The sequence below is a fragment of the Variovorax sp. OV700 genome, from assembly GCF_900099805.1.
In the GTDB taxonomy this organism is placed as follows: Bacteria; Pseudomonadota; Gammaproteobacteria; order Burkholderiales; family Burkholderiaceae_C; genus Variovorax.
This window is the reverse complement of sequence record NZ_FNDR01000013.1, coordinates 45,213-64,575: the sequence shown is the minus strand read 5'-3', so window position 1 is coordinate 64,575 and position 19,363 is coordinate 45,213. Positions and strand designations below refer to the sequence as shown.

The 19,363-nt window shown below is 66.3% G+C and carries 23 protein-coding genes; 11 read left to right on the top strand and 12 right to left on the bottom strand.

The features are described from left to right. Position 1 precedes the first annotated feature (1 nt). Entirely contained in the window at positions 2-1,810 is a 1,809-nt protein-coding gene (locus BLR24_RS24800; protein WP_093022203.1) for a feruloyl-CoA synthase, read from the top strand. Positions 1,811-1,831: 21 nt separating this feature from the next. On the opposite strand, the gene BLR24_RS24795 is transcribed toward BLR24_RS24800, so the two are convergent. Beyond that, on the bottom strand, positions 1,832-3,172 hold the full coding sequence (locus tag BLR24_RS24795) for an AsmA-like C-terminal region-containing protein (protein ID WP_093022200.1): 1,341 nt from the start codon (positions 3,170-3,172) through the stop codon (positions 1,832-1,834). 83 nt (positions 3,173-3,255) lie between these two features. Between BLR24_RS24795 and BLR24_RS24790 the strand changes: the two genes are divergently transcribed. From BLR24_RS24790 to minE, 5 genes are all read left to right on the top strand, one after another. Next, on the top strand, positions 3,256-3,678 hold the full coding sequence (locus tag BLR24_RS24790) for a hotdog fold thioesterase (protein ID WP_093022197.1): 423 nt from the start codon (positions 3,256-3,258) through the stop codon (positions 3,676-3,678). A gap of 85 nt (positions 3,679-3,763) precedes the next feature. Further along, the gene (locus BLR24_RS24785; RefSeq protein WP_093022194.1) at positions 3,764-5,065 is read left to right on the top strand and encodes a solute carrier family 23 protein; all 1,302 of its coding nucleotides are present in this window, start codon (positions 3,764-3,766) and stop codon (positions 5,063-5,065) included. A 106-nt stretch (positions 5,066-5,171) separates the two neighbouring features. Then, entirely contained in the window at positions 5,172-5,945 is a 774-nt protein-coding gene (gene minC, locus BLR24_RS24780) for a septum site-determining protein MinC (protein WP_055807118.1), read from the top strand. Positions 5,946-6,001: 56 nt separating this feature from the next. Beyond that, positions 6,002-6,817 (top strand): septum site-determining protein MinD, encoded by an 816-nt coding sequence (gene minD / locus BLR24_RS24775; protein ID WP_055807861.1) that lies wholly within the window; start codon positions 6,002-6,004, stop codon positions 6,815-6,817. A 3-nt stretch (positions 6,818-6,820) separates the two neighbouring features. Continuing rightward, a complete protein-coding gene (gene minE, locus BLR24_RS24770) occupies positions 6,821-7,099 on the top strand; it encodes a cell division topological specificity factor MinE (RefSeq protein ID WP_055807120.1) in 279 nt (92 codons plus the stop codon). Between the two features lie 51 nt (positions 7,100-7,150). Here minE and BLR24_RS24765 read toward each other — a convergent pair whose 3' ends face one another. Further along, on the bottom strand, positions 7,151-8,071 hold the full coding sequence (locus BLR24_RS24765) for an alpha/beta hydrolase (RefSeq protein ID WP_093022191.1): 921 nt from the start codon (positions 8,069-8,071) through the stop codon (positions 7,151-7,153). A 208-nt stretch (positions 8,072-8,279) separates the two neighbouring features. Then, positions 8,280-8,882 carry a TetR/AcrR family transcriptional regulator gene (locus tag BLR24_RS24760; protein ID WP_055807126.1) on the bottom strand — a complete coding sequence of 201 codons (603 nt, stop codon included), beginning with the start codon at positions 8,880-8,882 and terminating at the stop codon, positions 8,280-8,282. A 183-nt stretch (positions 8,883-9,065) separates the two neighbouring features. Here BLR24_RS24760 and BLR24_RS24755 point away from each other — a divergent pair, with 183 nt between their 5' ends. Together BLR24_RS24755 and BLR24_RS24750 are read left to right on the top strand one after the other, a co-directional pair. Beyond that, a complete protein-coding gene (locus BLR24_RS24755) occupies positions 9,066-10,010 on the top strand; it encodes a CysB family HTH-type transcriptional regulator (RefSeq protein ID WP_093022188.1) in 945 nt (314 codons plus the stop codon). Positions 10,011-10,125: 115 nt separating this feature from the next. Then, the gene (locus tag BLR24_RS24750; protein ID WP_055807132.1) at positions 10,126-10,389 is read left to right on the top strand and encodes a hypothetical protein; all 264 of its coding nucleotides are present in this window, start codon (positions 10,126-10,128) and stop codon (positions 10,387-10,389) included. A gap of 87 nt (positions 10,390-10,476) precedes the next feature. Here the strand turns inward: BLR24_RS24750 and BLR24_RS24745 are convergent, their stop codons facing one another. Next, complete coding sequence (locus BLR24_RS24745; protein ID WP_093022474.1) at positions 10,477-10,959, bottom strand: RcnB family protein; 483 nt, start codon at positions 10,957-10,959, stop codon at positions 10,477-10,479. Between the two features lie 122 nt (positions 10,960-11,081). Beyond that, the gene (locus BLR24_RS24740) at positions 11,082-11,672 is read right to left on the bottom strand and encodes a dihydrofolate reductase family protein (protein WP_093022185.1); all 591 of its coding nucleotides are present in this window, start codon (positions 11,670-11,672) and stop codon (positions 11,082-11,084) included. Positions 11,673-11,787: 115 nt separating this feature from the next. Between BLR24_RS24740 and BLR24_RS24735 the strand changes: the two genes are divergently transcribed. Continuing rightward, entirely contained in the window at positions 11,788-12,216 is a 429-nt protein-coding gene (locus BLR24_RS24735; RefSeq protein ID WP_093022183.1) for a winged helix-turn-helix transcriptional regulator, read from the top strand. 41 nt (positions 12,217-12,257) lie between these two features. Further along, on the top strand, positions 12,258-12,896 hold the full coding sequence (locus tag BLR24_RS24730) for a GDSL-type esterase/lipase family protein (protein WP_093022180.1): 639 nt from the start codon (positions 12,258-12,260) through the stop codon (positions 12,894-12,896). Between the two features lie 6 nt (positions 12,897-12,902). Here the strand turns inward: BLR24_RS24730 and BLR24_RS24725 are convergent, their stop codons facing one another. The 4 genes from BLR24_RS24725 to BLR24_RS24710 all read right to left on the bottom strand — a co-directional run bounded on the left by BLR24_RS24725 (position 12,903) and on the right by BLR24_RS24710 (position 15,243). Further along, a complete protein-coding gene (locus BLR24_RS24725; RefSeq protein WP_093022177.1) occupies positions 12,903-13,442 on the bottom strand; it encodes a class IV adenylate cyclase in 540 nt (179 codons plus the stop codon). Positions 13,443-13,752: 310 nt separating this feature from the next. Next, positions 13,753-14,118 carry a hypothetical protein gene (locus BLR24_RS24720; RefSeq protein WP_254787557.1) on the bottom strand — a complete coding sequence of 122 codons (366 nt, stop codon included), beginning with the start codon at positions 14,116-14,118 and terminating at the stop codon, positions 13,753-13,755. Continuing rightward, positions 14,115-14,720 (bottom strand): cob(I)yrinic acid a,c-diamide adenosyltransferase, encoded by a 606-nt coding sequence (locus BLR24_RS24715; RefSeq protein ID WP_093022172.1) that lies wholly within the window; start codon positions 14,718-14,720, stop codon positions 14,115-14,117. Before BLR24_RS24715 ends, BLR24_RS24720 begins: the two co-directional genes overlap by 4 nt. 22 nt (positions 14,721-14,742) lie before the next feature. After that, positions 14,743-15,243, bottom strand: coding sequence for a DinB family protein (locus tag BLR24_RS24710; RefSeq protein ID WP_093022471.1), 501 nt, complete (start codon positions 15,241-15,243; stop codon positions 14,743-14,745). Between the two features lie 83 nt (positions 15,244-15,326). On the opposite strand from BLR24_RS24710, the gene BLR24_RS24705 reads away from it, so the two are divergent. Continuing rightward, positions 15,327-16,751 carry an FAD-binding oxidoreductase gene (locus BLR24_RS24705; RefSeq protein ID WP_093022169.1) on the top strand — a complete coding sequence of 475 codons (1,425 nt, stop codon included), beginning with the start codon at positions 15,327-15,329 and terminating at the stop codon, positions 16,749-16,751. A gap of 78 nt (positions 16,752-16,829) precedes the next feature. On the opposite strand, the gene BLR24_RS24700 is transcribed toward BLR24_RS24705, so the two are convergent. From BLR24_RS24700 to BLR24_RS24690, 3 genes are all read right to left on the bottom strand, one after another. Further along, entirely contained in the window at positions 16,830-17,735 is a 906-nt protein-coding gene (locus BLR24_RS24700) for a CsgG/HfaB family protein (RefSeq protein ID WP_093022166.1), read from the bottom strand. A 107-nt stretch (positions 17,736-17,842) separates the two neighbouring features. Continuing rightward, a complete protein-coding gene (locus BLR24_RS24695) occupies positions 17,843-18,790 on the bottom strand; it encodes a ParB/RepB/Spo0J family partition protein (RefSeq protein WP_093022163.1) in 948 nt (315 codons plus the stop codon). Next, the gene (locus BLR24_RS24690) at positions 18,790-19,341 is read right to left on the bottom strand and encodes an RBBP9/YdeN family alpha/beta hydrolase (RefSeq protein ID WP_093022160.1); all 552 of its coding nucleotides are present in this window, start codon (positions 19,339-19,341) and stop codon (positions 18,790-18,792) included. Before BLR24_RS24690 ends, BLR24_RS24695 begins: the two co-directional genes overlap by 1 nt. Positions 19,342-19,363: the final 22 nt, after the last annotated feature.

The window sequence follows — 19,363 nt, the reverse complement described above, 5'->3', positions numbered from 1 at the left end:
AATGACAGAAGACGACTTCCTCCTGGACGAGAGCCAGATCGCCCCGCCGCGCACGGTGCGCATCGACTTCGACGACGGCTCCTTTGCGCTGCGCTCACCGGTGGCGCTCAAGCCGTATGCGCGATGCATCGGCGAATGGATCGAACGCTGGGCGCGCGAGACGCCCGATGCGCTGGCTTTCGCGGAGCGCGACGAGAGCGGCGAAGGCTGGCGCAAGCTCGACTACCGCGCGCTGCGCCAGGCCGTGGGCGCAGTGGCGCAGGCGCTGCTCGACATGAAGCTGCCTGAGGGCAAGCCCATCGCGATCCTCTCGGACAACGCCATCGACCATGCCGTGCTGATGCTCGCGGCAATGCACATCGGCCGCACGGCCTGCTCGCTCTCGAGCGCGTATTCGCGCATGGCAAAAGATCCGTCGCGGCTGCACGGCATGCTGCAGGCACTGCAGCCGGCGTTGATCTACGCATCGGACGCCAAGGTGTATGGCGGTGCGCTCGCGGGCTCCGGCGTGGAGGCGGCAGCGGTGTTCAGCCGCAATGCCGATGCGCACGGCGGAGCCCTGCCCTTCGCGCAGCTGCTGCAGGCCAGCGAGACGCCGGCCGTGATGCAAGCGTACGAAGCCGTGCTGCCCGACACCCACGCCAAATACCTGCTGACCTCGGGATCCACGGGCAAGCCCAAGGTGGTGATCAACACGCACCGCATGCTGTGCGCCAACCAGCAGATGATGGCGCAGACCTGGCGCTTCCTCGAGCACGAAAAGCCCGTGCTGGTCGACTGGCTGCCCTGGAGCCATACATTCGGCGCCAACCACAACCTGAACATGGTGCTGTGCCACGGCGGTGCGCTCTACATCGACGAGGGCCGGCCCGCTCCGGGCCTGATCGAGAAGACCGTGCGCAACCTGCGCGAGGTGAAGCCCACGCTGCTGTTCAACGTGCCGCGCGGCTTCGACATGTTGCTGCCGTTTCTCGAAGCCGACGATGCGCTGGCAGCCGAAGTGTTCTCGCGCCTGCGGCTCGCCTTTTACGCGGCCGCTGCGCTCGCGCCCTCGACCTGGCAGCGCCTCGAAGCGGTGGCCGAACGCGTGCGGCCCGAGCGGCCGCTGTGGCTCACCACCTCGTGGGGCGCGACGGAGACCTCGCCGGCCATCACCTCGGCGCACTGGAAGCTCGACGGCGCGGGCTGCATCGGCGCACCGCTGCCGGGGCTCGAACTCAAGTTTGTGTCCAACGGCCAGAAGCTCGAGATGCGCGTCAAGGGCGTCTCTGTATTCCCCGGCTACCGCCATGCGCCACGCGAAACGGCAGAGGCTTTCGACGAAGAGGGCTACTACCGCATCGGCGATGCGGGCTACCTCGCCGATCCCGAGCATGCCGAGCGCGGCGTGATCTTCAACGGCCGCGTGGCCGAAGACTTCAAGCTTTCCAGTGGTACCTGGGTGTCGGTGGGCACCTTGCGCGTCAAGCTGGTGTCGATGCTGGCGCCGCACGCACAAGATGTGGTGCTCACGGGCCACGACCGCGACGAGATCGGCCTGCTGGTGTTTCCCAGCCCACAGGCCGTGCCGCAAGCCTTGGCCGAGCGAATCGCCGACGTGTTGCGCACGCTGCGCGAGGAAGGCGCGGGTTCTTCGCAATGCCCGACGCGCGCGCTGGTGCTCACCGAACCGCCGAGCCTGGACGCGGGCGAGATCACCGACAAGGGCTACATCAACCAGCGCGCGGTGCTCACGCGGCGCGCGGCCGAAGTCGCGCGGCTGCATGCCGGCGCGCACCACGATCTGCAGGTGATCCAGCTGCGCAGTTGAACCGCTGCAAGGAGAAGGCGGTCAGCGGGAAACGCCCGGCGATCGTTGCGGCTGAGGCGGCACCGTCTTCTTTTTCGCGGGCTCCTCCTCGCCGAACAGCTTTTCCACCTGCTGCCCGATGCGCGCCCCGATGGCCGTGCCCACGCCTGGCAGCACCGCGGTGCCGACCGCCGCACCGGCCAGCGCGCCGCCCGTCAGCGACACCTCGGGGTCGCTCATGCTCCCGCCCACCTTGAGCGGCACGCCGACCACGCCGTCGACAAGATCGACCGCCACCTCGCCGTCCAGCTTGCGGTTGAAGAGCTTGAGGTTACCGCTGGCGGTGAGCAGGCCCGAGCGCGCCTTGAGCCCCGTGTAGCGCATCACGATGCCATCTTCGCCGCCTTGCGTGTCGAGGGTGCCCGTCAGTTCGTCGAGCGGCGTGGTGCCGCCGCGGCTGATGCCCGCAGTGGTCACGGCCTTGGCCAGGTCGAGCCGCGTGAGCGTGGCGGGCTTCACCGAGAACGTGGTGCGCGTGTGCAGGCTGCGGATCAGCGCGCCGAGCTCGCCGGCTTGGGCCACCAGCGTGGTCTGGCCCGAAAACTTTCCCGCCACGGCGGTGCGCCGGCCAAAGGCCTGCACCAGCCCTTCGATGTCGATCTGCCGAGGCTCGAGTTCGGCCGATACGCGCATCGTGTCGTTCGGGAGCAGCTCGAAGAGGGAGACGCCGTTCCACGTGCCTCCGCCAACGTCGATGCGGGTGCGCCACCGGTCCCGGCCGGCTTCGCGGTCCAGGCGCAGCCGGGCGGGAGGCGAGGCGCCTGCGCGTTCGACGCGCGCCTGCCGCGGGCGCCAGTGGGTGTCGAAAACAATGTCGCCGTCATAGGCGAGTTCGATGCCGCGCCGGTCGATCCAGACCACGTCGCGCCAGCGCACATTTTCCAGCGGGATGGGCGCCAGCGCCCACGGCGCCGGCAGCGCGAACATTGGCCCGCCCTCCTTCGGCTTCGGCCCCTTGCCGCGGAAGGCACGCAGCGATTCGCGCGGCAGCACCAGGCTTTCGATCTCGGCCTCGTCGACGGCCACGATGCGTTGCAGCAGCTTCCGGAGCTTGAGTTGGAGCGTGATCCGACGCAGGGTGATGGGACGCGCCTGATCGGTGGCCACCTGGGACAGCACCAGCACCGGGCTGGGCCACAGCGCCCAATGCGCGCCGCCAATCTTCAGGCCGACGCCGAAGCGCTTTTCGAACGCTTCGGAAATCCGCGCGGCCACCTCCTCGTCGCTGGGGAGGCGGGTGCTCGCCAACCACACCAGCGCGCCGGTGCCAAGCAGCAACACAGCGGCAATGCCGATGAGCCAGCGTCGGACGGGGTGCTCCATCGGACCAACTTAGCACGCGAAGGCGACTGCGGTTGTCAGCCGCCATCGCTATAGTTTCCGGAACCTGTAATGGAGACAACCTCATGCGCATCTGGAAGAAAGACATCTCGGTCGAAGAACTGACCCGCAACCACATCGGCACCGCCGTCTCGACGCTGGGCATGGAGTTTTTGGAGGTGGGAGACGACTTCATCCGCGCCCGCGTGCCGGTGGACGAGCGCACCCGGCAGCCCTACGGCATCCTGCACGGTGGGGTGTCGGTGGTGCTGGCCGAAACGCTGGGCTCCTGCGGCGCGCACTACTCCGCCCCCGAGGGAGACCGGGCCGTGGGCCTGGACATCAATGCCAACCACATCCGCTCGGCCACCAGCGGCTGGGTCACGGGCATCGCGCGGCCGGTGCACCGCGGACGCACCACGCAGGTATGGCAGATCGACCTGACCAACGACGCCGGCGAATTGACCTGCGTCTCGCGCATCACAATGGCGGTGCTGCCGCCGCGCTAGGCAAGCAAGAATCCCGTCCAACAGACGGGTGGCAGCGGGCCGGAAGAAGCCCCTCAAAAACACAAAACGAGGAGATAGCAAACCCATGAGCAATCTATTCAGCTGGCGCGAAGTCGCCGCCACCGAGGGCCGCGTGGTCGCGCCCGACGAACGCCTGCCCTGGCTGCAGACCGGCGCCATGGGCGTGCAGCACGTGATCGCGATGTTCGGCGCCACGGTGCTGGCGCCCATCCTGATGGGCTTCAACCCCAACATCGCCATACTGATGAGCGGCATCGGCACGCTGATCTTCTTTCTGGTGACGGGCGGCAAGGTGCCCAGCTATCTGGGGTCGAGCTTCGCGTTCATCGGCGTGGTGATCGCGGCCAGCGGCTATGCGGGCAAGGGGCCCAATGCCAACATCGCGGTGGCACTGGGGGGCATCGTGGCTTGCGGGGCGATCTACATCCTCATCGGTGCGCTGGTGCAGGCCATTGGCACCGGCTGGATCGAACGTTTCATGCCGCCGGTGGTCACGGGCGCGGTGGTGGCGGTGATCGGGCTCAACCTGGCGAGCGTGCCGATCAAGAACATGGCGGCCAGCAATTTCGATTCGTGGATGCAGGCCGTGACCTTCCTCTGCGTGGGGCTGGTGGCGGTGTTCACGCGCGGCATGCTGCAGCGCCTGTTGATCCTGATCGGGCTCATCCTGGCCACGGTGGTCTATGCGCTGCTGACCAACCTCATGGGCATGGGCAAACCGGTGGACCTGTCCGGCATTGCCAATGCGGCCTGGTTCGGCATGCCGACCTTCACCGCGCCCGTGTTCACCACCAACGCCATGCTGCTGATCGCACCCGTGGCCATCATCCTGGTGGCGGAAAACCTCGGTCACCTGAAGGCGGTCACGGCCATGACGGGCCGCAACCTCGACCCGTACATCGGCCGCGCCTTCATCGGCGACGGCATTGCCACCGTGGTGAGCGGCGCCGCCGGCGGCACGGGCGTGACCACGTATGCCGAAAACATCGGCGTGATGGCGGCCACGCGCATCTATTCGACCGCAGTGTTCGTGGTGGCGGCGCTCATTGCGCTGGTGCTGGGCTTCAGCCCCAAGTTCGGCGCGCTGATCCAGGCGATTCCGCTGCCGGTGATGGGCGGCGTGAGCATCGTGGTGTTCGGCCTCATCGCCATCGCAGGCGCCAAGATCTGGGTCGACAACAAGGTCGATTTCTCGCAGAACAAGAACCTCATCGTGGCCGCGATCACGCTGATCATCGGCACCGGCGACTTCACCTTGAAGTTCGGCCAATTCGCGCTGGGCGGCATTGGAACCGCGACTTTCGGTGCGATCATTCTTTACGCACTTCTGGGCAGAACGCGCAACGCTTCCGCCCTTTCAAAGTGAAACGCCTTGCAATAAATGTTCTGCCAAGTGGTTGAAGCAGGGCCCGGTCACTGCCCGGAAGCCCGCGCCCGTTAGACTTCAACGCTTTTCGCACCGACGTTTTCCAATGGCCGATGTCTCCGCCGCGCGCACCAAGGCGGTTTTCGAATTCAAGAGCGCCACGCTGCCGCTGATCGCAGTGATCCTCAAGACGGCCGACCTGGCCGTGCTGGCCGAGGCGCTCGACGCCCAGTTGGCCGATTCGCCCGATTTCTTCGAGCAGGAGCCGGTGGTCATCGACCTCTCGCAGCTGCAGCCGGAAGAAGAAGGCGGCGAGGAGCCCGCAGCGCTCGACTTCGCGGCGCTGCGCGGCTTGCTGGCGCGCCACCAGACGCAGCCCATTGCGGTGCGCGGGGGTAACGACGCCCAGAATGCGGCGGCCCGCGCGGCCGGCCTCTCGCTCACGGCCATGCCGGTGGCGCCGGCGCCGCGTTCCCCCGCGCCGCCCGCCGCATCGCCCGCACCCGCCAGCGAAGCGCCGCAGATCGTGCGCGAAGTGCCGGTGCCGGCCAACGGCACGCTCTTGATCGACAAGCCCCTGCGTTCGGGCCAGCAGGTTTACGCCCGCGGCGGCGACGTGGTGGTGACGGCGGTGGTGAGCTTTGGCGCCGAAGTGATCGCCGACGGCAACGTGCATGTGTATGCACCGCTGCGGGGCAAGGCGATTGCCGGCGCGCGCGGCAATACCGAGGCGCGCATCTTCTCGACCTGCATGGAAGCGCAGCTGGTGGCCATTGCGGGCATCTATCGCACCAACGAAGTGCCGCTGCCCGATCCGGTGCTCGGCAAGCCGGCGCAGATACGCCTGGACGGCAAGAAATTAGTGATCGATCCGATCTGATGCGCTGCGGCGCATCCGAAAAACCAACAACCGAATCGAAACAAGAAGGAATGGCAATGGCCAAAATTGTGGTGGTGACCTCAGGCAAGGGCGGCGTCGGAAAGACCACGACGAGCGCCAGCTTCGCGTCGGGCCTCGCGCTCGCCGGCAAGAAGACGGCGGTGATCGACTTCGACGTGGGCCTGCGCAACCTCGACCTCATCATGGGCTGCGAACGCCGCGTGGTGTACGACCTGATCAACGTGATCCAGGGCGAAGCCAACCTGAGCCAGGCGCTCATCAAGGACAAGCAGTGCGACAACCTGTTCGTGCTGGCGGCCTCGCAGACGCGCGACAAGGAAGCGCTCACGCAAGAAGGCGTGGAAAAGGTGCTGACCGACCTGGCGGCGATGGACTTCGACTACATCGTCTGCGATTCGCCCGCGGGCATCGAGACCGGCGCGATGATGGCCATGCACTTTGCCGATGAGGCACTCGTGGTGACCAACCCCGAGGTATCCTCGGTGCGCGACTCCGACCGCATCCTGGGCATGCTGAGCAGCAAGACCAAGCGGGCGAAGGAAGGCGGCGACCCCATCAAGGAGCACCTGCTGATCACCCGCTACAACCCCAACCGCGTGGCCGGCGGCCAGATGCTCTCGCTGGAAGACATCCAGGACATCCTGCGCATCAAGCTGATCGGCGTCATCCCGGAATCGGAAAGCGTGCTGCAGGCGTCGAACCAGGGCGTGCCCGCCATCCACGACAAGGAAACCGACGTGGCCAAGGCCTACAGCGACGTGGTGGCGCGCTTTCTGGGCGAAGACAAGCCGATGCGCTTCGTCGATGCGGAAAAGCCGGGCTTCTTCAAGCGAATTTTCGGAGGCAAATAGGCCATGTCCTTTTTCTCGTTCCTGCTCGGCGAAAAGAAGAAGACGGCCAGCGTCGCCAAAGAGCGGCTGCAGATCATCCTCGCGCACGAGCGGTCCAGCCTCAGCGGCAAGAAGCGCCCCGACTACCTGCCCGACCTCCAGCGCGAGCTGATGGCGGTGATCTCGAAGTACGTGAAGATCAATGCCGAGGACATCAAGGTCCACCTGGAAAAGCAGGACGACCTCGAAGTGCTCGACATCAAGATCGAACTGCCCGACGCGACGCCCTCGCCGGCGCGCTGATCGAACACGCGGGGGGCGGCGCAGCCCTCCCGTTTCAGTTCAGGGCTCAGCTCAAGGCTGCGCCACGAAGCGCGCCACCTGCCGCAGCACGTCCTCTTCCTTGAGGATGCGGCGGTGTCCCAGCCCCTCCGTGGCCACGAGCCGCGCCCCCTTGATGGCATCGCGGTAGGCCTCCGCGTCAGCAAAGCGGTTCACGCGATCATCGCGGTCATGCACGATCAGCGTCGGCTGCACGATGCGCGGGCCGACAGCCGGCGGCTCCAGCTGCGCCATCAAGAGGCCTTCCCGCGCTTCGAACAGCCGTTGCATTGCCAGCCGCGTCGCCTCGCTCAGCCCGAACGTGTGCGCGAAGTAGCGCGTGAATTCGCGCGCCGAAGCCGGTGGTGCGAGCAACACCAGCCGCTCGGCGCGCAAGCCCTGTGCGGCGGCCAACCCCAGCGCGTTGGCGCCCATCGAATGCGCGACCGCTGCGCGCAGCACATGGCCGTCTGCGACGAGCCTTGCAACCACGTACGAGATGGCACGGGCGAACTGCGGCGAGTTGCTCATGATGCCCGCGCTGCGGCCGTGGGCCGGCAGCTCGAGCAGCACGGGCCGAAGGCCTTCATCGGCCAACACTTTGGCCAACGCCAGCATCTGACCGGCATGCCCGCCCCAGCCGTGCACCAGCAGCACGATGGGCGCCGATTCCGCACCTGAATCCTGTGTGGCCAGGTGATAGATGCCGATGCTCGCGTTCTCGAAAGCCCATTCTTCACGCCGCCAGTCGGTGCCGGGCGACTGCCCGCGGTAGAGCCACTTGGGCGGCAGCGGCGTGCCGAAGAGCCGGTAGGCGGCGCGCACGCCGAGCGCGGGCCACACGCGCTGCGCGGTGGTCAGGCCGAAGCGCAGTGTGCGCATTACACGGCTGGGGCGGTAGTAGTTCGACTGCGCTGCGTGCGTAGCCGCGGAGGTGGTGGTGCTACTCGTCATGCAATGGGCTCCTTCGGTTCAGTACCAGACCCAGTCTTCGTTGCTGCGCGGCAGGCTGCGCAGTGCCTCGCGGGCGGTTTCGGCGCCAATGGCGGCCAGGTAGACGGCAAGGCAGAGGGCGATGATCAGCATGGTGCTTCTCCTTTTATCGCACGACTGTGCGAAATTAGAATACAGAAAGACGAATGAAACTGCGTGGCGCCGTGGTTCAGGCGCGGTAGCTGGAAAGAAGCCGCTGCCAAGTCTGCTTGGCGCGGTCGGCGGCTTGAGGGTCGCGCAAAAAGCGCGCGTCATGCAGCAAGCCCATGATGAGGCCGTTGAGTTCGCTGACGACCTGCGCGGCGTCGGTGTCGGCGCGCAGTTCGCCCGTCTCGACCGCCTGCAGCACCGTGCGGCGCAGGGCGGCGCGCCAGCGCGTGATCTCGGCGAGCAGCAGGTCGCGCAGCTCGCCTTCGCGGTCGTCGTATTCGAAGGCGCCGGCCATGTAGATGCAGCCGGTTTCGGCCTCGATGTCACGGGTGCGCGCGATCCATCGGTCGACGATGTCGTTGAGCCGGGCCAGGCCCTTGGGCTTTTGCATGGCCGGCACGAAAACGTCGGCGAGGAAGCGGCGGCCGTACTCTTCGATCACGGCCTTCTGCAACGCCTCTCGCGAGCCCACCCGCGAGAACACGCCGCTCTTGGAGAGCGCCAGCCTGCTGGCCACGGCCTGGAGCGTGATGGCTTCCAGGCCTTCGGTCAGCGCGAGGTCCATCGCCGCGCCGACGATGGCGGTGCGGGTGAGTTCGCTTTTCTGGGTCTTGGCATCCATGAAAGCAACTTTAGCACACTCGTGCGAAATTGCAAATGCACTCGAAGAAGCCCTGTCTGCAATGCGGCACAGATGATTTGCTCATGTGAAACCAACAAACGCATCGTTCCCCGCATAAGCACTTGTGCCGAGAATCGCCGCTCGGCCAGTCCGGGCCTTCTCCCCTTCGATCCTTCGCGCCAGATGAACTTCCAACAACTGCGCTCGGTACGCGAGGCCGTTCGTTGCGGCTTCAATCTGACCGAGGTCGCCCACACCCTGCACACCTCCCAACCGGGCGTGAGCCGGCAGATCCGCGAGCTGGAGGAGGAACTCGGCATCGAGCTTTTTGTGCGCGCCGGCAAGCGGCTCACCGGGCTCACCGAGCCAGGCGGCCACGTGCTGCCGATCATCGAACGCATGCTGATGGAAAGCAGCAACCTGCGGCAGGCAGGGCAGGAGTTTGTGGCGCAGCAGAGCGGGCTGCTCTCGGTGGCGGCCACGCATTCGCAGGCGCGCTACGCCATGCCGGTGGCGGTTCAGGAATTTCGCGCGCAGTTTCCCAACGTGAAGCTGCACCTGCACCAGGGTTCGCCCAAGCAAATCGCGCAGATGCTGATCGACGGTGAAGCCGACGTGGGCATTGCAACCGAGGCGCTGGGCGACTATCCCCAGCTGGTGGCCCTGCCCTGCTACCGCTGGACGCACTCGGTGGTGGTGCCGCCGGGCCATGCGCTGCTTGATGCGCCACTGACGCTTGAGGCGCTCACGCGCTATCCGCTCATCACCTACGACACCGGCTTTACCGGCCGCTCGCGCATCGACGAGGCCTTTGCGCAGCGTGGGCTCACACCGCACATCGTGCTGGCGGCCATGGACGCCGACGTGATCAAGACCTACGTGCAGCTGGGCATGGGCGTGGGCATCGTCGCCGGCGTGGCCTACGAGGCCGAGCGCGACACGCAGTTGCGCGCGCTCGATGCGGGCCGGCTGTTCGGAATCAACCTCACCAAGCTGGCGGTGCGGCGCGGCAACTACCTGCGCAAGTACGTCTATTCGTTCATCGAGTCGTTTGCACCGACCTTGACGCGCAGCGTGGTCGAAAAGGCCCTGGGCGATGAAGCGAAGGGCTCGCACTACGAAATCTAGCGCCGGCGCGACGTATTCAACGCTTGCCGACACAGGTTTAAAAAAAGAAGCTGGCTGCTTCACACAGGCGGCGTACATTCGGGTTAATTCCTTGGCTTCCCGGAACGGATCAGCAATGGCATCGACCCCGCAGCAGCAACAGCAGCAAACCAAGGCAGCCCAGAAGGCCGCCGACGCCGCCGAACGGCGCGAGCGGCTCAGACGGGCACTGCCCGCCACCGTCGAACTGCTGCAGAGCCGCCAGGCCGACCGCATCGACGACGCCGACATCGATGCGTATGTGAGCCTTAACTGGCTCGAATGGCATGGCGGCGGCTTGCGGCTCACGATCACGGGGCGCAATGTGTGCGCCCAGTCGCTGCCTACCGTAGCGGCCTGAGCGCTTCGCGCGCTAAAGCAAAAAAAACGCCGCAGGATTGCTGCGGCGTTCTCCAAGCTTGGCGCATGACGCGCCTGCCTTTAGTCTTTACTGGCTGCCGACGATGATCTGCGCGATCACACCCGTCGCAATGGCCGCGAGCACGTAGTCGCCGCCGACGCCCACCCACTGGTAGCCGCGGGGCGGCGCCTGCAGGCGATAGGCCCGATAGTCGTTCACCACGTAGTTGCGACCGCGGTATTCGTGCGGTACACGGCCCCCACGGCGCCACTCTGCGTGCGGCTGCGGGTAGCCGCCGCGATCGAACTGACGGCCCGGACGGTAGTCCTCGCGGCCGTAGTGGTTGCCGCCGCGGTTGTCGTGCCGGTCGAATCGGCGCTCCTGTTGTTCATAGCGGCCGTTGCCCTGGTCGGAGCGGCCATTCCCTGGTTCGTAGCGTCCGTTGCTTTGATCGTTGCCGCGGTCATGGCCGAAGTTGTGGCCACGGTCCTGCGCGAAGGCACTTCCCGCCGCCATGCACATCGCGAGTGCCGCAGCAGCGACGGCCATGCTCTTTGAATTGATGATCATCTGGAACTCCTTCGTGTTGATGACGAGTCCATTGTCAGTGGCGCTTGTGTCTGCCCGGAGCACATCAGGTCGCCGTCAGGTGAAATCAGGTAAGCGCTGGTATCGGGGCGGCGCGTTGTCCTTCAACAAGGGGCGTAGCGGTTGACCACGACACCGCATTCGTAGGCCCTGGAGCCGAGCAAGCGCAACTTGTGGCCGTTGCGCTGGTCGTGAAACACCGAGCGACCACCGCCGACGGCCATCGGATTCACGAAGAACTGAAACTCGTCGACGAGCCCTTCGGCGACGAGCGACGATGCAAAGCCGGCGCCGCCGATGCAGAGAATGTTGGCGCCCGGCTGCTGCTTCAGCGCATTCACCTCGTCCACCATGCTTCGGCTCGCGATGTCGGTACGCGGCCATCGCGATGTCTTCAGCTTGCCGGTGAGCACGACCTTCCGCGCATCGACCACCTTCCGCGCGAAGGCGTAGTACGGATCGGCCGGATGGTTGCGTGCCGCGCGGCCCCAGTGGTCGAGATAGCCTTCCTCGATGATCTTGCGGCTCAGCAGAATGGTGTCGACCGACTCGAAGACTTCGTTGAAGTACTGCTTGAGCGCATCGTCCCAATTCCAGCGCTCACCCCACCCCCAAAGCTGCCAGTCGAGGCCGGGATTGGCAGCTGCGACGCTGCCATCGACCGACATTTGCATTTGCAGGACGAGCTTTCTCATGAGGCTTCTCCTTCGGGGACGCTTGCTCAGCAACTGCTCTTGATTTGCAATCGGTTGAAGTATTGGAGAACTGCTACGAAAATGCAAGCAGTTTCAAAACGAGATCGATATTGCGATGGCGAACCAGCAGAGATCCCAGTGCCCCATCAACCTGTCGCTCGAGGTCTTCGGCGACCGCTGGAGTCTGCTCATCGTTCGCGACATGATGTTTGCGGGCAAGCGGCACTTCAGGGAATTCCTGCAATCCGACGAAGGCATCTCGTCCAACATCCTCACCGAGCGCCTGGGCAAGCTCGTGGAGCACGGCGTGCTCCACAAGGCGGACGATCCCACGCACAAGCAGAAGGCCATCTACAGCCTGACACCCATGGGCATCGACCTGCTGCCGGTGGTGGCGCAGATCGGCATCTGGGGGCGCAAGCACCAGCCGGTCACGCGCGAGAGCGCAGCGGCAGCGGCCGCCATGGAAAAAGGTGGGCCGGTGCTCTGGAAGCAGATGCAGGCGGAGCTGCGCAAGACGCATGCCGCCGCCCGCAAGGGCTGAGCCCGGGTGCTTCATTGAATGCGTTTAAGCTCGCGACCAGCATGAAGCGACGACACCTTTTCCACCTGCTGGCCGGCATTTCCGCAGCCGCCGCGCTGGCCGCGTGCGGCAAGCGCAAGCCCTCCGCCGCCGCATTGAAATCCGACGCCCGCGTGCTCGCGCTGGGCGACAGCCTCACCTTCGGCTATGGCGCGCCGCCCGAGGCGGCCTGGCCCGTGAAACTGGGCGAGCTCACCGGCTGGCAGATCGACAACGCGGGCGTCAATGGCGACACCTCGGCCGGGGCGCTGGAGCGCCTGCCGTCGCTGCTGGCGGCGGGCAGCTACGACGCCATCCTGATCGGCATCGGCGGCAACGACATGCTGCGCGGCGTGTCGCCCTCTGCCACGCGCGACAACCTTGCGGCCCTCGTGAGCCAGGCGCGTGCGCACACGCCCCATGTCGCACTGCTGGCCACGCCCTCGCCCGATGCAATGCGCGCGGCAGTCGGCTCGCTCAGCGATGCGTCGTTCTACGACGAGGTCGCGAAGTCAGGGCAGGCGCTGCTTGTCGCCAATGTGTATTCGAGCGTGCTGTCGGACGCCTCGCTGCGCTCCGATCGCATCCATGCCAATGCCAAGGGCTATGCCAAGGTTGCGCAGGAGCTCGCGGACCAGCTCAAGGCCGCGGGCTGGCGCTGACGGGACTCAAGCAGCAGCAGCAGCAGCAGCAGCAGCGCGCAGCAGGTCGACGTAGGCGCCCTGCACCAGCTGGCGGGGTGCAATACCGAGTTGCGCCATGAGCGCATTCGCTTCGGCCACGCCGTCTTCAGCGGGCTCGCCCTCTTTCAGCACCACCTCGAGTTCGAGGAATTCGCCCAGGCCCTCCACGCGGTCGAGATGCACGCGCGTGCGGCCCACGATGAAGAGCCGGCGCTGCTTGCGCACACGGCCGGCCTGGCCCCAGGCCAGCGTGAGCGACTCGCGCAAGGTGTCGGGCGTGGTGGTGGGCGAGATCAGATAGAACGACTCTTTCGGGCCGCTGCTGTTCGCGCGGCGGTAGAAGATCAGCTCCGCATGGTCGGGCGCGAAGGTGCGCAGCTTGAGTCGATCGGCGCTGTTCTCGCAGCGAAAGAACGTGTCGTCCTGCGCGATTTCGATCGGGCCCGATTCGGCCAGCTTCGCGGCGATGAGCGCCACGCGTTCCACGCTGTCGATGCGGGCCTTGATCTCTATGTTTCTTGCCATCTCGGTCGTGCTTTGAGTTGTGGCTTGCTTTGTGTTCGGGGTACGTGCACAGGCCACCGGGTACTCCCCTCCGCGAATGTCCCCCGCCTTCGGCTCCTCCTTTATTTCGCTGCGCGGAGCACCCGGCGCCCTGTGCACTGGGGCACGCTGTTGGTGTACCGCTGATCAACCACCGCTCTTTGCAACGCTCCCGCTGGCGGGGTGCCTTGCGCAGCGAAATAAAGGAGGAGCCCGAAGGGCGGGGGACATTCGCGGAGAAAGGTACCCCGTCGGCGGGATCGCCCCCTGGTCTGACCCTGACGAAGTTCGATCAGGGCGCGTTGCCTTGCGGCCCGACCGGCGGTGGCGCGGTACGCCCGCTGGAGCCCGGCGCTAGCTTGCGACCGAAGGACTCACCCACTCTGCGCACCGGCCGGCTGGCTTTTTCCGACACGTTGTTCACACCGCGCCGCGTCGCGTCTTCGGCACGGTCGATGCCCCGGCCAGCGGCGTTGGTGCCGCGCTGCACGCTGTTCACGACCTTGCTATCGCGTGGCGGCGGCGGAAGCGTGTGCGCGGGCTGCGCCTGGGGCGGGTTGTCGGCGCTCTGGGCGTGAACGCCGGCGGCGGACAGCAGAAGGATCGCCGCGCTCGCGGCGGCCAGTGCGAATGAATGAGCAGGCATCTTCTTGGTCATGATGAGCTTCCTTGGTCGTCGTTGGGTTCGGCGGCGTCCGCGGCGGCGGCGCGCGCCATGCGCTCGCTCTTCCAGTACACATCGTCGCCGCCGTTCATCCGATTGAGCACGCGCGCAAGCACGAAGAGCAGATCGCTGAGCCGGTTGAGATATTGGCGCAGCGCATCGTTGAGTTCAGCCGTCGCGCCCAGCGCCACCACGGCGCGCTCGGCCCGGCGCGCGACCGTGCGGCACACGTGCGCGAGCGAGGCTGCGCGCGTGCCCGCGGGCAGGATGAATTCGGCCAGGCGCGGCAAGGCGGCGTTGTGCTCGGCGAGCGCGTTGTCCAGCTGCAGCAGCGCGTCGGCCTTCAACAGCGTGTAGCCGGGCATCGAGAGCTCGCCGCCCAGATTGAAGAGCTGGTGCTGCACGTCGACGAGCAGCTCGCGCACGGGCTCCGGCATGGGCTCGCAGAGCAGCACGCCGATCTGCGAGTTGAGCTCGTCCACGTCGCCCATGGCGTGCACGCGCAGGTGGTCCTTGGGCACGCGCGTGTTGTCGCCGAGGCCGGTGGTGCCGTCGTCGCCGGTGCGGGTGGCGATCTGAGAAAGTCGGTTGCCCATGGGCGCTCCTGTTGTGCCTGTTTTATCGCAGGATGGTCGCCGCGTCGATCTTGCCGGCCAGCCATTGCAGGCCCGCCAGATGCTGCTGGTCGTGGCTGCAGAGGTAGTGAATGAGGCTGCGCATCGTGAGCGGTCCGTAGCCCTCGAACACGGCGGTGCGCGCCAGTTGCGCATCGTTCAGGCTCGAGATGATTTCCATGGTTTGCGCACGCGCGATCCTGAACTCGGCCAGCACCTTGGCTGCGTCGGCCATGCCGTACGCGCGTGCAATGGCGAGCGGCTCGCTGTCGATCGAAGCCAGCGTCGGTTTGTGCTCTTCCAACGTGCGGCGAAAGCGGACGTGGTAGCCCTCGATCTCGATGTCGCGCACATGGCAGAGTTGTTCGATGGCGGTGAAGGCTTCGCTCGGAACGCCCTCCCACGAGGTCGGCGCCCAATGCCGGAACGCATCGGGAATGGCCGCGTAGTGGGCGGCGAGTTGCGACGGAAAGGCCGCGAGTGTACTGAGGGTCGTAGGGTTCATGGTTCTGCCGAAGCGCATTATGGTGCTCGCTCCGTAAAATGGCCGGACAGAGCCGCACCTCACCCCTCTCCAGGAGACGCCCGATGAATGCCCCGACCCAAACCTCGCACCTGATGCCGGAGCTTCATCTGCGCGACGTGCCCGACAGCCTGATCGAAGGGCTGAAAGCACGCTTCGGCGCCAACTGCTCCACGGCCATGGCGGTGCGCACGCAGCATGGCCGCGACGAGTCCTCGTTCGACGCCCCGCCTCCTTCGGCCGTGATCTTTGCCGAGAGCACTCAGGACGTGGCTGACGCCGTGAAGCTCGCGAGCGAGCACAGCGTGCCGGTTATCCCCTTCGGCGTGGGCTCGTCGCTCGAAGGCCATCTGCTCGCCGTACAGGGCGGAATCAGCATCGACGTGTCGCGCATGAACAAGGTGCTCTCGGTCAATGCCGACGACCTCACGGTCACGGTGCAGCCCGGCGTCACGCGCAAGCAGCTCAACGACGAGATCAAGAGCACGGGCCTGTTCTTCCCCATCGACCCGGGCGCGGACGCCTCCATCGGCGGCATGACGGCCACGCGAGCGAGCGGCACGAACGCGGTGCGCTACGGCACCATGCGCGAGAACGTGCTGGCGCTCGAAGTGGTGACGGCTTCTGGCGATGTCATCCGCACCGGCACGCGCGCGAAAAAATCGTCCGCAGGCTACGACCTCACGCGCCTCATGGTGGGCAGCGAAGGCACGCTGGGCGTGGTCACCGAGGTCACGCTGCGCATCTATCCGCTGCCCGAGGCGGTGTCGGCTGCGATCTGCTCGTTCCCGAGCATCGAGGCCGCGGTGCGCACCACCATCGAGACCATCCAGCTCGGCGTACCGATCGCCCGGGTCGAACTGATCGACGTGAACACGGTGCGCATGGTGAACGCCTATGCCAAGCTGGGCCTGCGGGAAGAGCCGATGCTGCTGATGGAGTTCCACGGCTCGCCGGCCGGCGTGAAGGAACAGGCCGAGACGGTGCAGGAACTCGCAAGCGGCCACGGCGGCAATGCCTTCGAATGGGCCAGCACGCCGGAAGAACGCACCCGGCTGTGGACAGCCCGGCACAACAGCTACTTCGCGGCCGTGCAGTCGCGCCCCGGCTGCCGGGTGATCTCGACCGACACCTGCGTGCCCATTTCACGCCTGGCCGACTGCCTGCTCGACTCCGTGGCCGAGGCCGATGCGAGCGGCATCCCCTACTTCCTGGTGGGCCACGTGGGCGACGGCAATTTCCACTTCGGCTACCTGCTGGACCCGAACATCCCCGAAGAGCGCGTGAAGGCCGAGGAGCTGAACCATGCGCTCGTGAGCCGCGCGCTGGCGCTGGAGGGCACCTGCACTGGCGAGCACGGCGTGGGGCTGCACAAGATGGACTTCCTGGTGACGGAAGCGGGCGTGGGCGCGATCGACATGATGCGCACGATCAAGCGTGCGCTCGATCCGAAGAACATCATGAACCCCGGCAAGATCTTCGCGCTCTGACACGTTCCAGGCGCCCATGAAAAAGCCCGGCGGCTCGCGAGAGCCCCGGGCTTTTTTGCGGCTGGTCGCGCGTCTTGCTTACTTGCGGCGGCGGGTGGGTGCCGGTTCCGGCGGCACGTAGGTTTGCGACGGGGCCGCGCCACCGTCTACACCCAGCCGGCCTCCGCCGCCGAGGCCCTGGCCGCGCACGGTCTGCGCCTTGTAGTTGCGCAGCGAGCGAACCATCTGGTTGAAGGCGTCCATGAACGCCGCGGCGATCACCTTGCCTTGCGCCGTATTGGTATAGCCGCCGAGATTGCCGCCGGCGCGGGCGCCGAACACCGAGCCGAAGGCGCCGAAGTCGGTCTTGGAGGCGCTGCCTTCCGAGGCTGCGACCTGCACACCCGAACGGTTGTCGATGAGCGTGAGCAGCGCGCTGGCTTCCTTGGTCTGCATGCTTCCGCCGACAGCTGCCAGGGCGCGACCACGGCCGCCGCCCACCAGGCCGCCCAGCGCACCGCCGATGCCGCCGGCATCGCTGTTGCTGAACACGATCTCAGGCGACAGGCCGTAGTCGGACGCCACCATCTGGCCGCGGCCGAAATTGCTGCCGCCGCGCATTTCGCCCGACTGCTGCAGTGCGCGCTCGCGAGTCATGGCGTTCATGCCGGCCGCGCCGCGCTCGACCACCACGAAACAGTTCGACTGCTGGACCAGGAGGCGCAGCAGGTTGGCCGTGGGCGGCAGGCGGTATTCGCCGGTGAGGATGGTGTACCAGCCGGAGTTCACGTTTTCGATCAGCGAAACGGTGCCGAGCGGCGATTCGCAACGCTCCAGCTGGCCGCTTTCGCCGGCGGTGGCCGAGCCTGCCGCGCTGCCCGTGGCCATGGTCTTGGCCGACTGGCTGCCCATTTGCATGTCGGTGGTGGCACAGCCGGTCAGCAGCAGCGCGCCCACGGCCACGGCCACGGCCACGGCCGCGACTGGAAACTTGTTGAATTTCATGAAGGACTCCCTCTCCTCGAGATTTGCGATTTGAAAATCAGCGGAGAGGATACGCGTAAAAGATTGCAAGAAACAATCACGCAAAGGTTCGAGCCACAGCCTGCTGCCTATGCCGTTCGGCGGATGCGTTCTATCAGACCGTTGAGCGCCTCGATAGAGCCGAAGTGGATGGCGAGCTCCCCACTTTCCTCGACTTTGCCGCCGCGCTTGCTGCGCTTCTTGATGCGCACCTCGACCTCTGCGGTGAGCAGGTCGGCCAACTCTTCTTCCACCCGCTGAAGGTCGCGCGACTTCTCACCGTCGTTGCTGCGGCGTGAAGGCGTGAGCGTGAACTCGGCCGCGAGCCGCTTCACCAGCGCCTCGGCTTCGCGCACCGACATCTTTTTGGCGGCAATCTGGTTGGCGGCGGTGATCTGCGTGCCGCGGTCCAGCGACAGCAGCGCGCGGGCGTGGCCCATGTCGATGTCGCCGGCCATCAGCATCTGCTGCGCTGGCTCGGCAAGGTTCAGCAGCCGCAGCAGGTTGCTGGCAGCGCTGCGTGAGCGGCCCACGGCCTGTGCAGCCGCCTCGTGAGTGAGCCCAAACTCCGACACCAGGCGTTGCAAACCCTGGGCTTCTTCGAGCGGATTCAGGTCTTCGCGCTGGATGTTCTCGATCAGCGACATGGCCGCCGCGGCTTCGTTGGGCACGTCGCGCACCAGCACCGGCACGCGGTCAAGGCCTGCGAGTCGGGCGGCACGGAAGCGGCGCTCGCCGGCGATGATTTCGAACTCGGCGTTCTTGGCCTCGGCCGATTCTCCATCGAGGCGGCGAACGAGGATCGGCTGCATGATGCCCTGCGCCTTGATGCTCTCGGCGAGTTCGTACAGCGCGCCTTCGTCCATGCGGGTGCGCGGCTGGTAAACGCCCGCCACCATCTGATCGAGCATCAGCGTGGTCGGGTTCTGCGCGGCGGCGCCCTCTTCCGTTCCTGCGTTGTCCGCGGAATGCCCGGCCGTCGGGCCGAGCAGTGCTTCAAGGCCGCGCCCGAGGCCCTTGGGTTTCTTGGTCGCCATCAGTGCTTGTCTTTCGAGATTTCGTTCAATAGTTTCCGGCCCTCGGGCCAGTCGCCCAGACCGGATTCGGCATTCAGGTGACCGCCCGGGCCGGCGTCGACGAAGCGCGCGCGCCAGTCGGCTGCCAACTGGCGCGAGCGTGCCGCGTCGCAATAGGGATCGTCGTTGGCGGCGACCAGCACCGCCGGAAATGGCAAGGGCTGCCGCACGACGGGAGCCCAGCCTGGAATGAGCTGGCGCAGATCATCGCGCTCCAGGTCACCGGGCGCGACCAGCAGTGCGCCGCGCACCTTGTGCGTGTTGCGCGAATGCGCGGCCCAGGCCGCAACGAGGATGCAGCCCAGGCTGTGCGCGGCAAACACGAGCGGGCCGGGTGCGGCGAGCACTTCTTCCTCGAGCCGTGCGGACCAGTCGCCACGCAGCGGACGCATCCACTCGTGCTGCTCGACGCGGCGGTCGCCGTACGCGGATTCCCAACGCGTCTGCCAATGGCCGGGGCCGCTGTTCTGCCAGCCCGGCAGCAAGAGGATGCGGGGAGTCGTCGTCGTCATCTGCTGGAAACTTGTTGGCGCA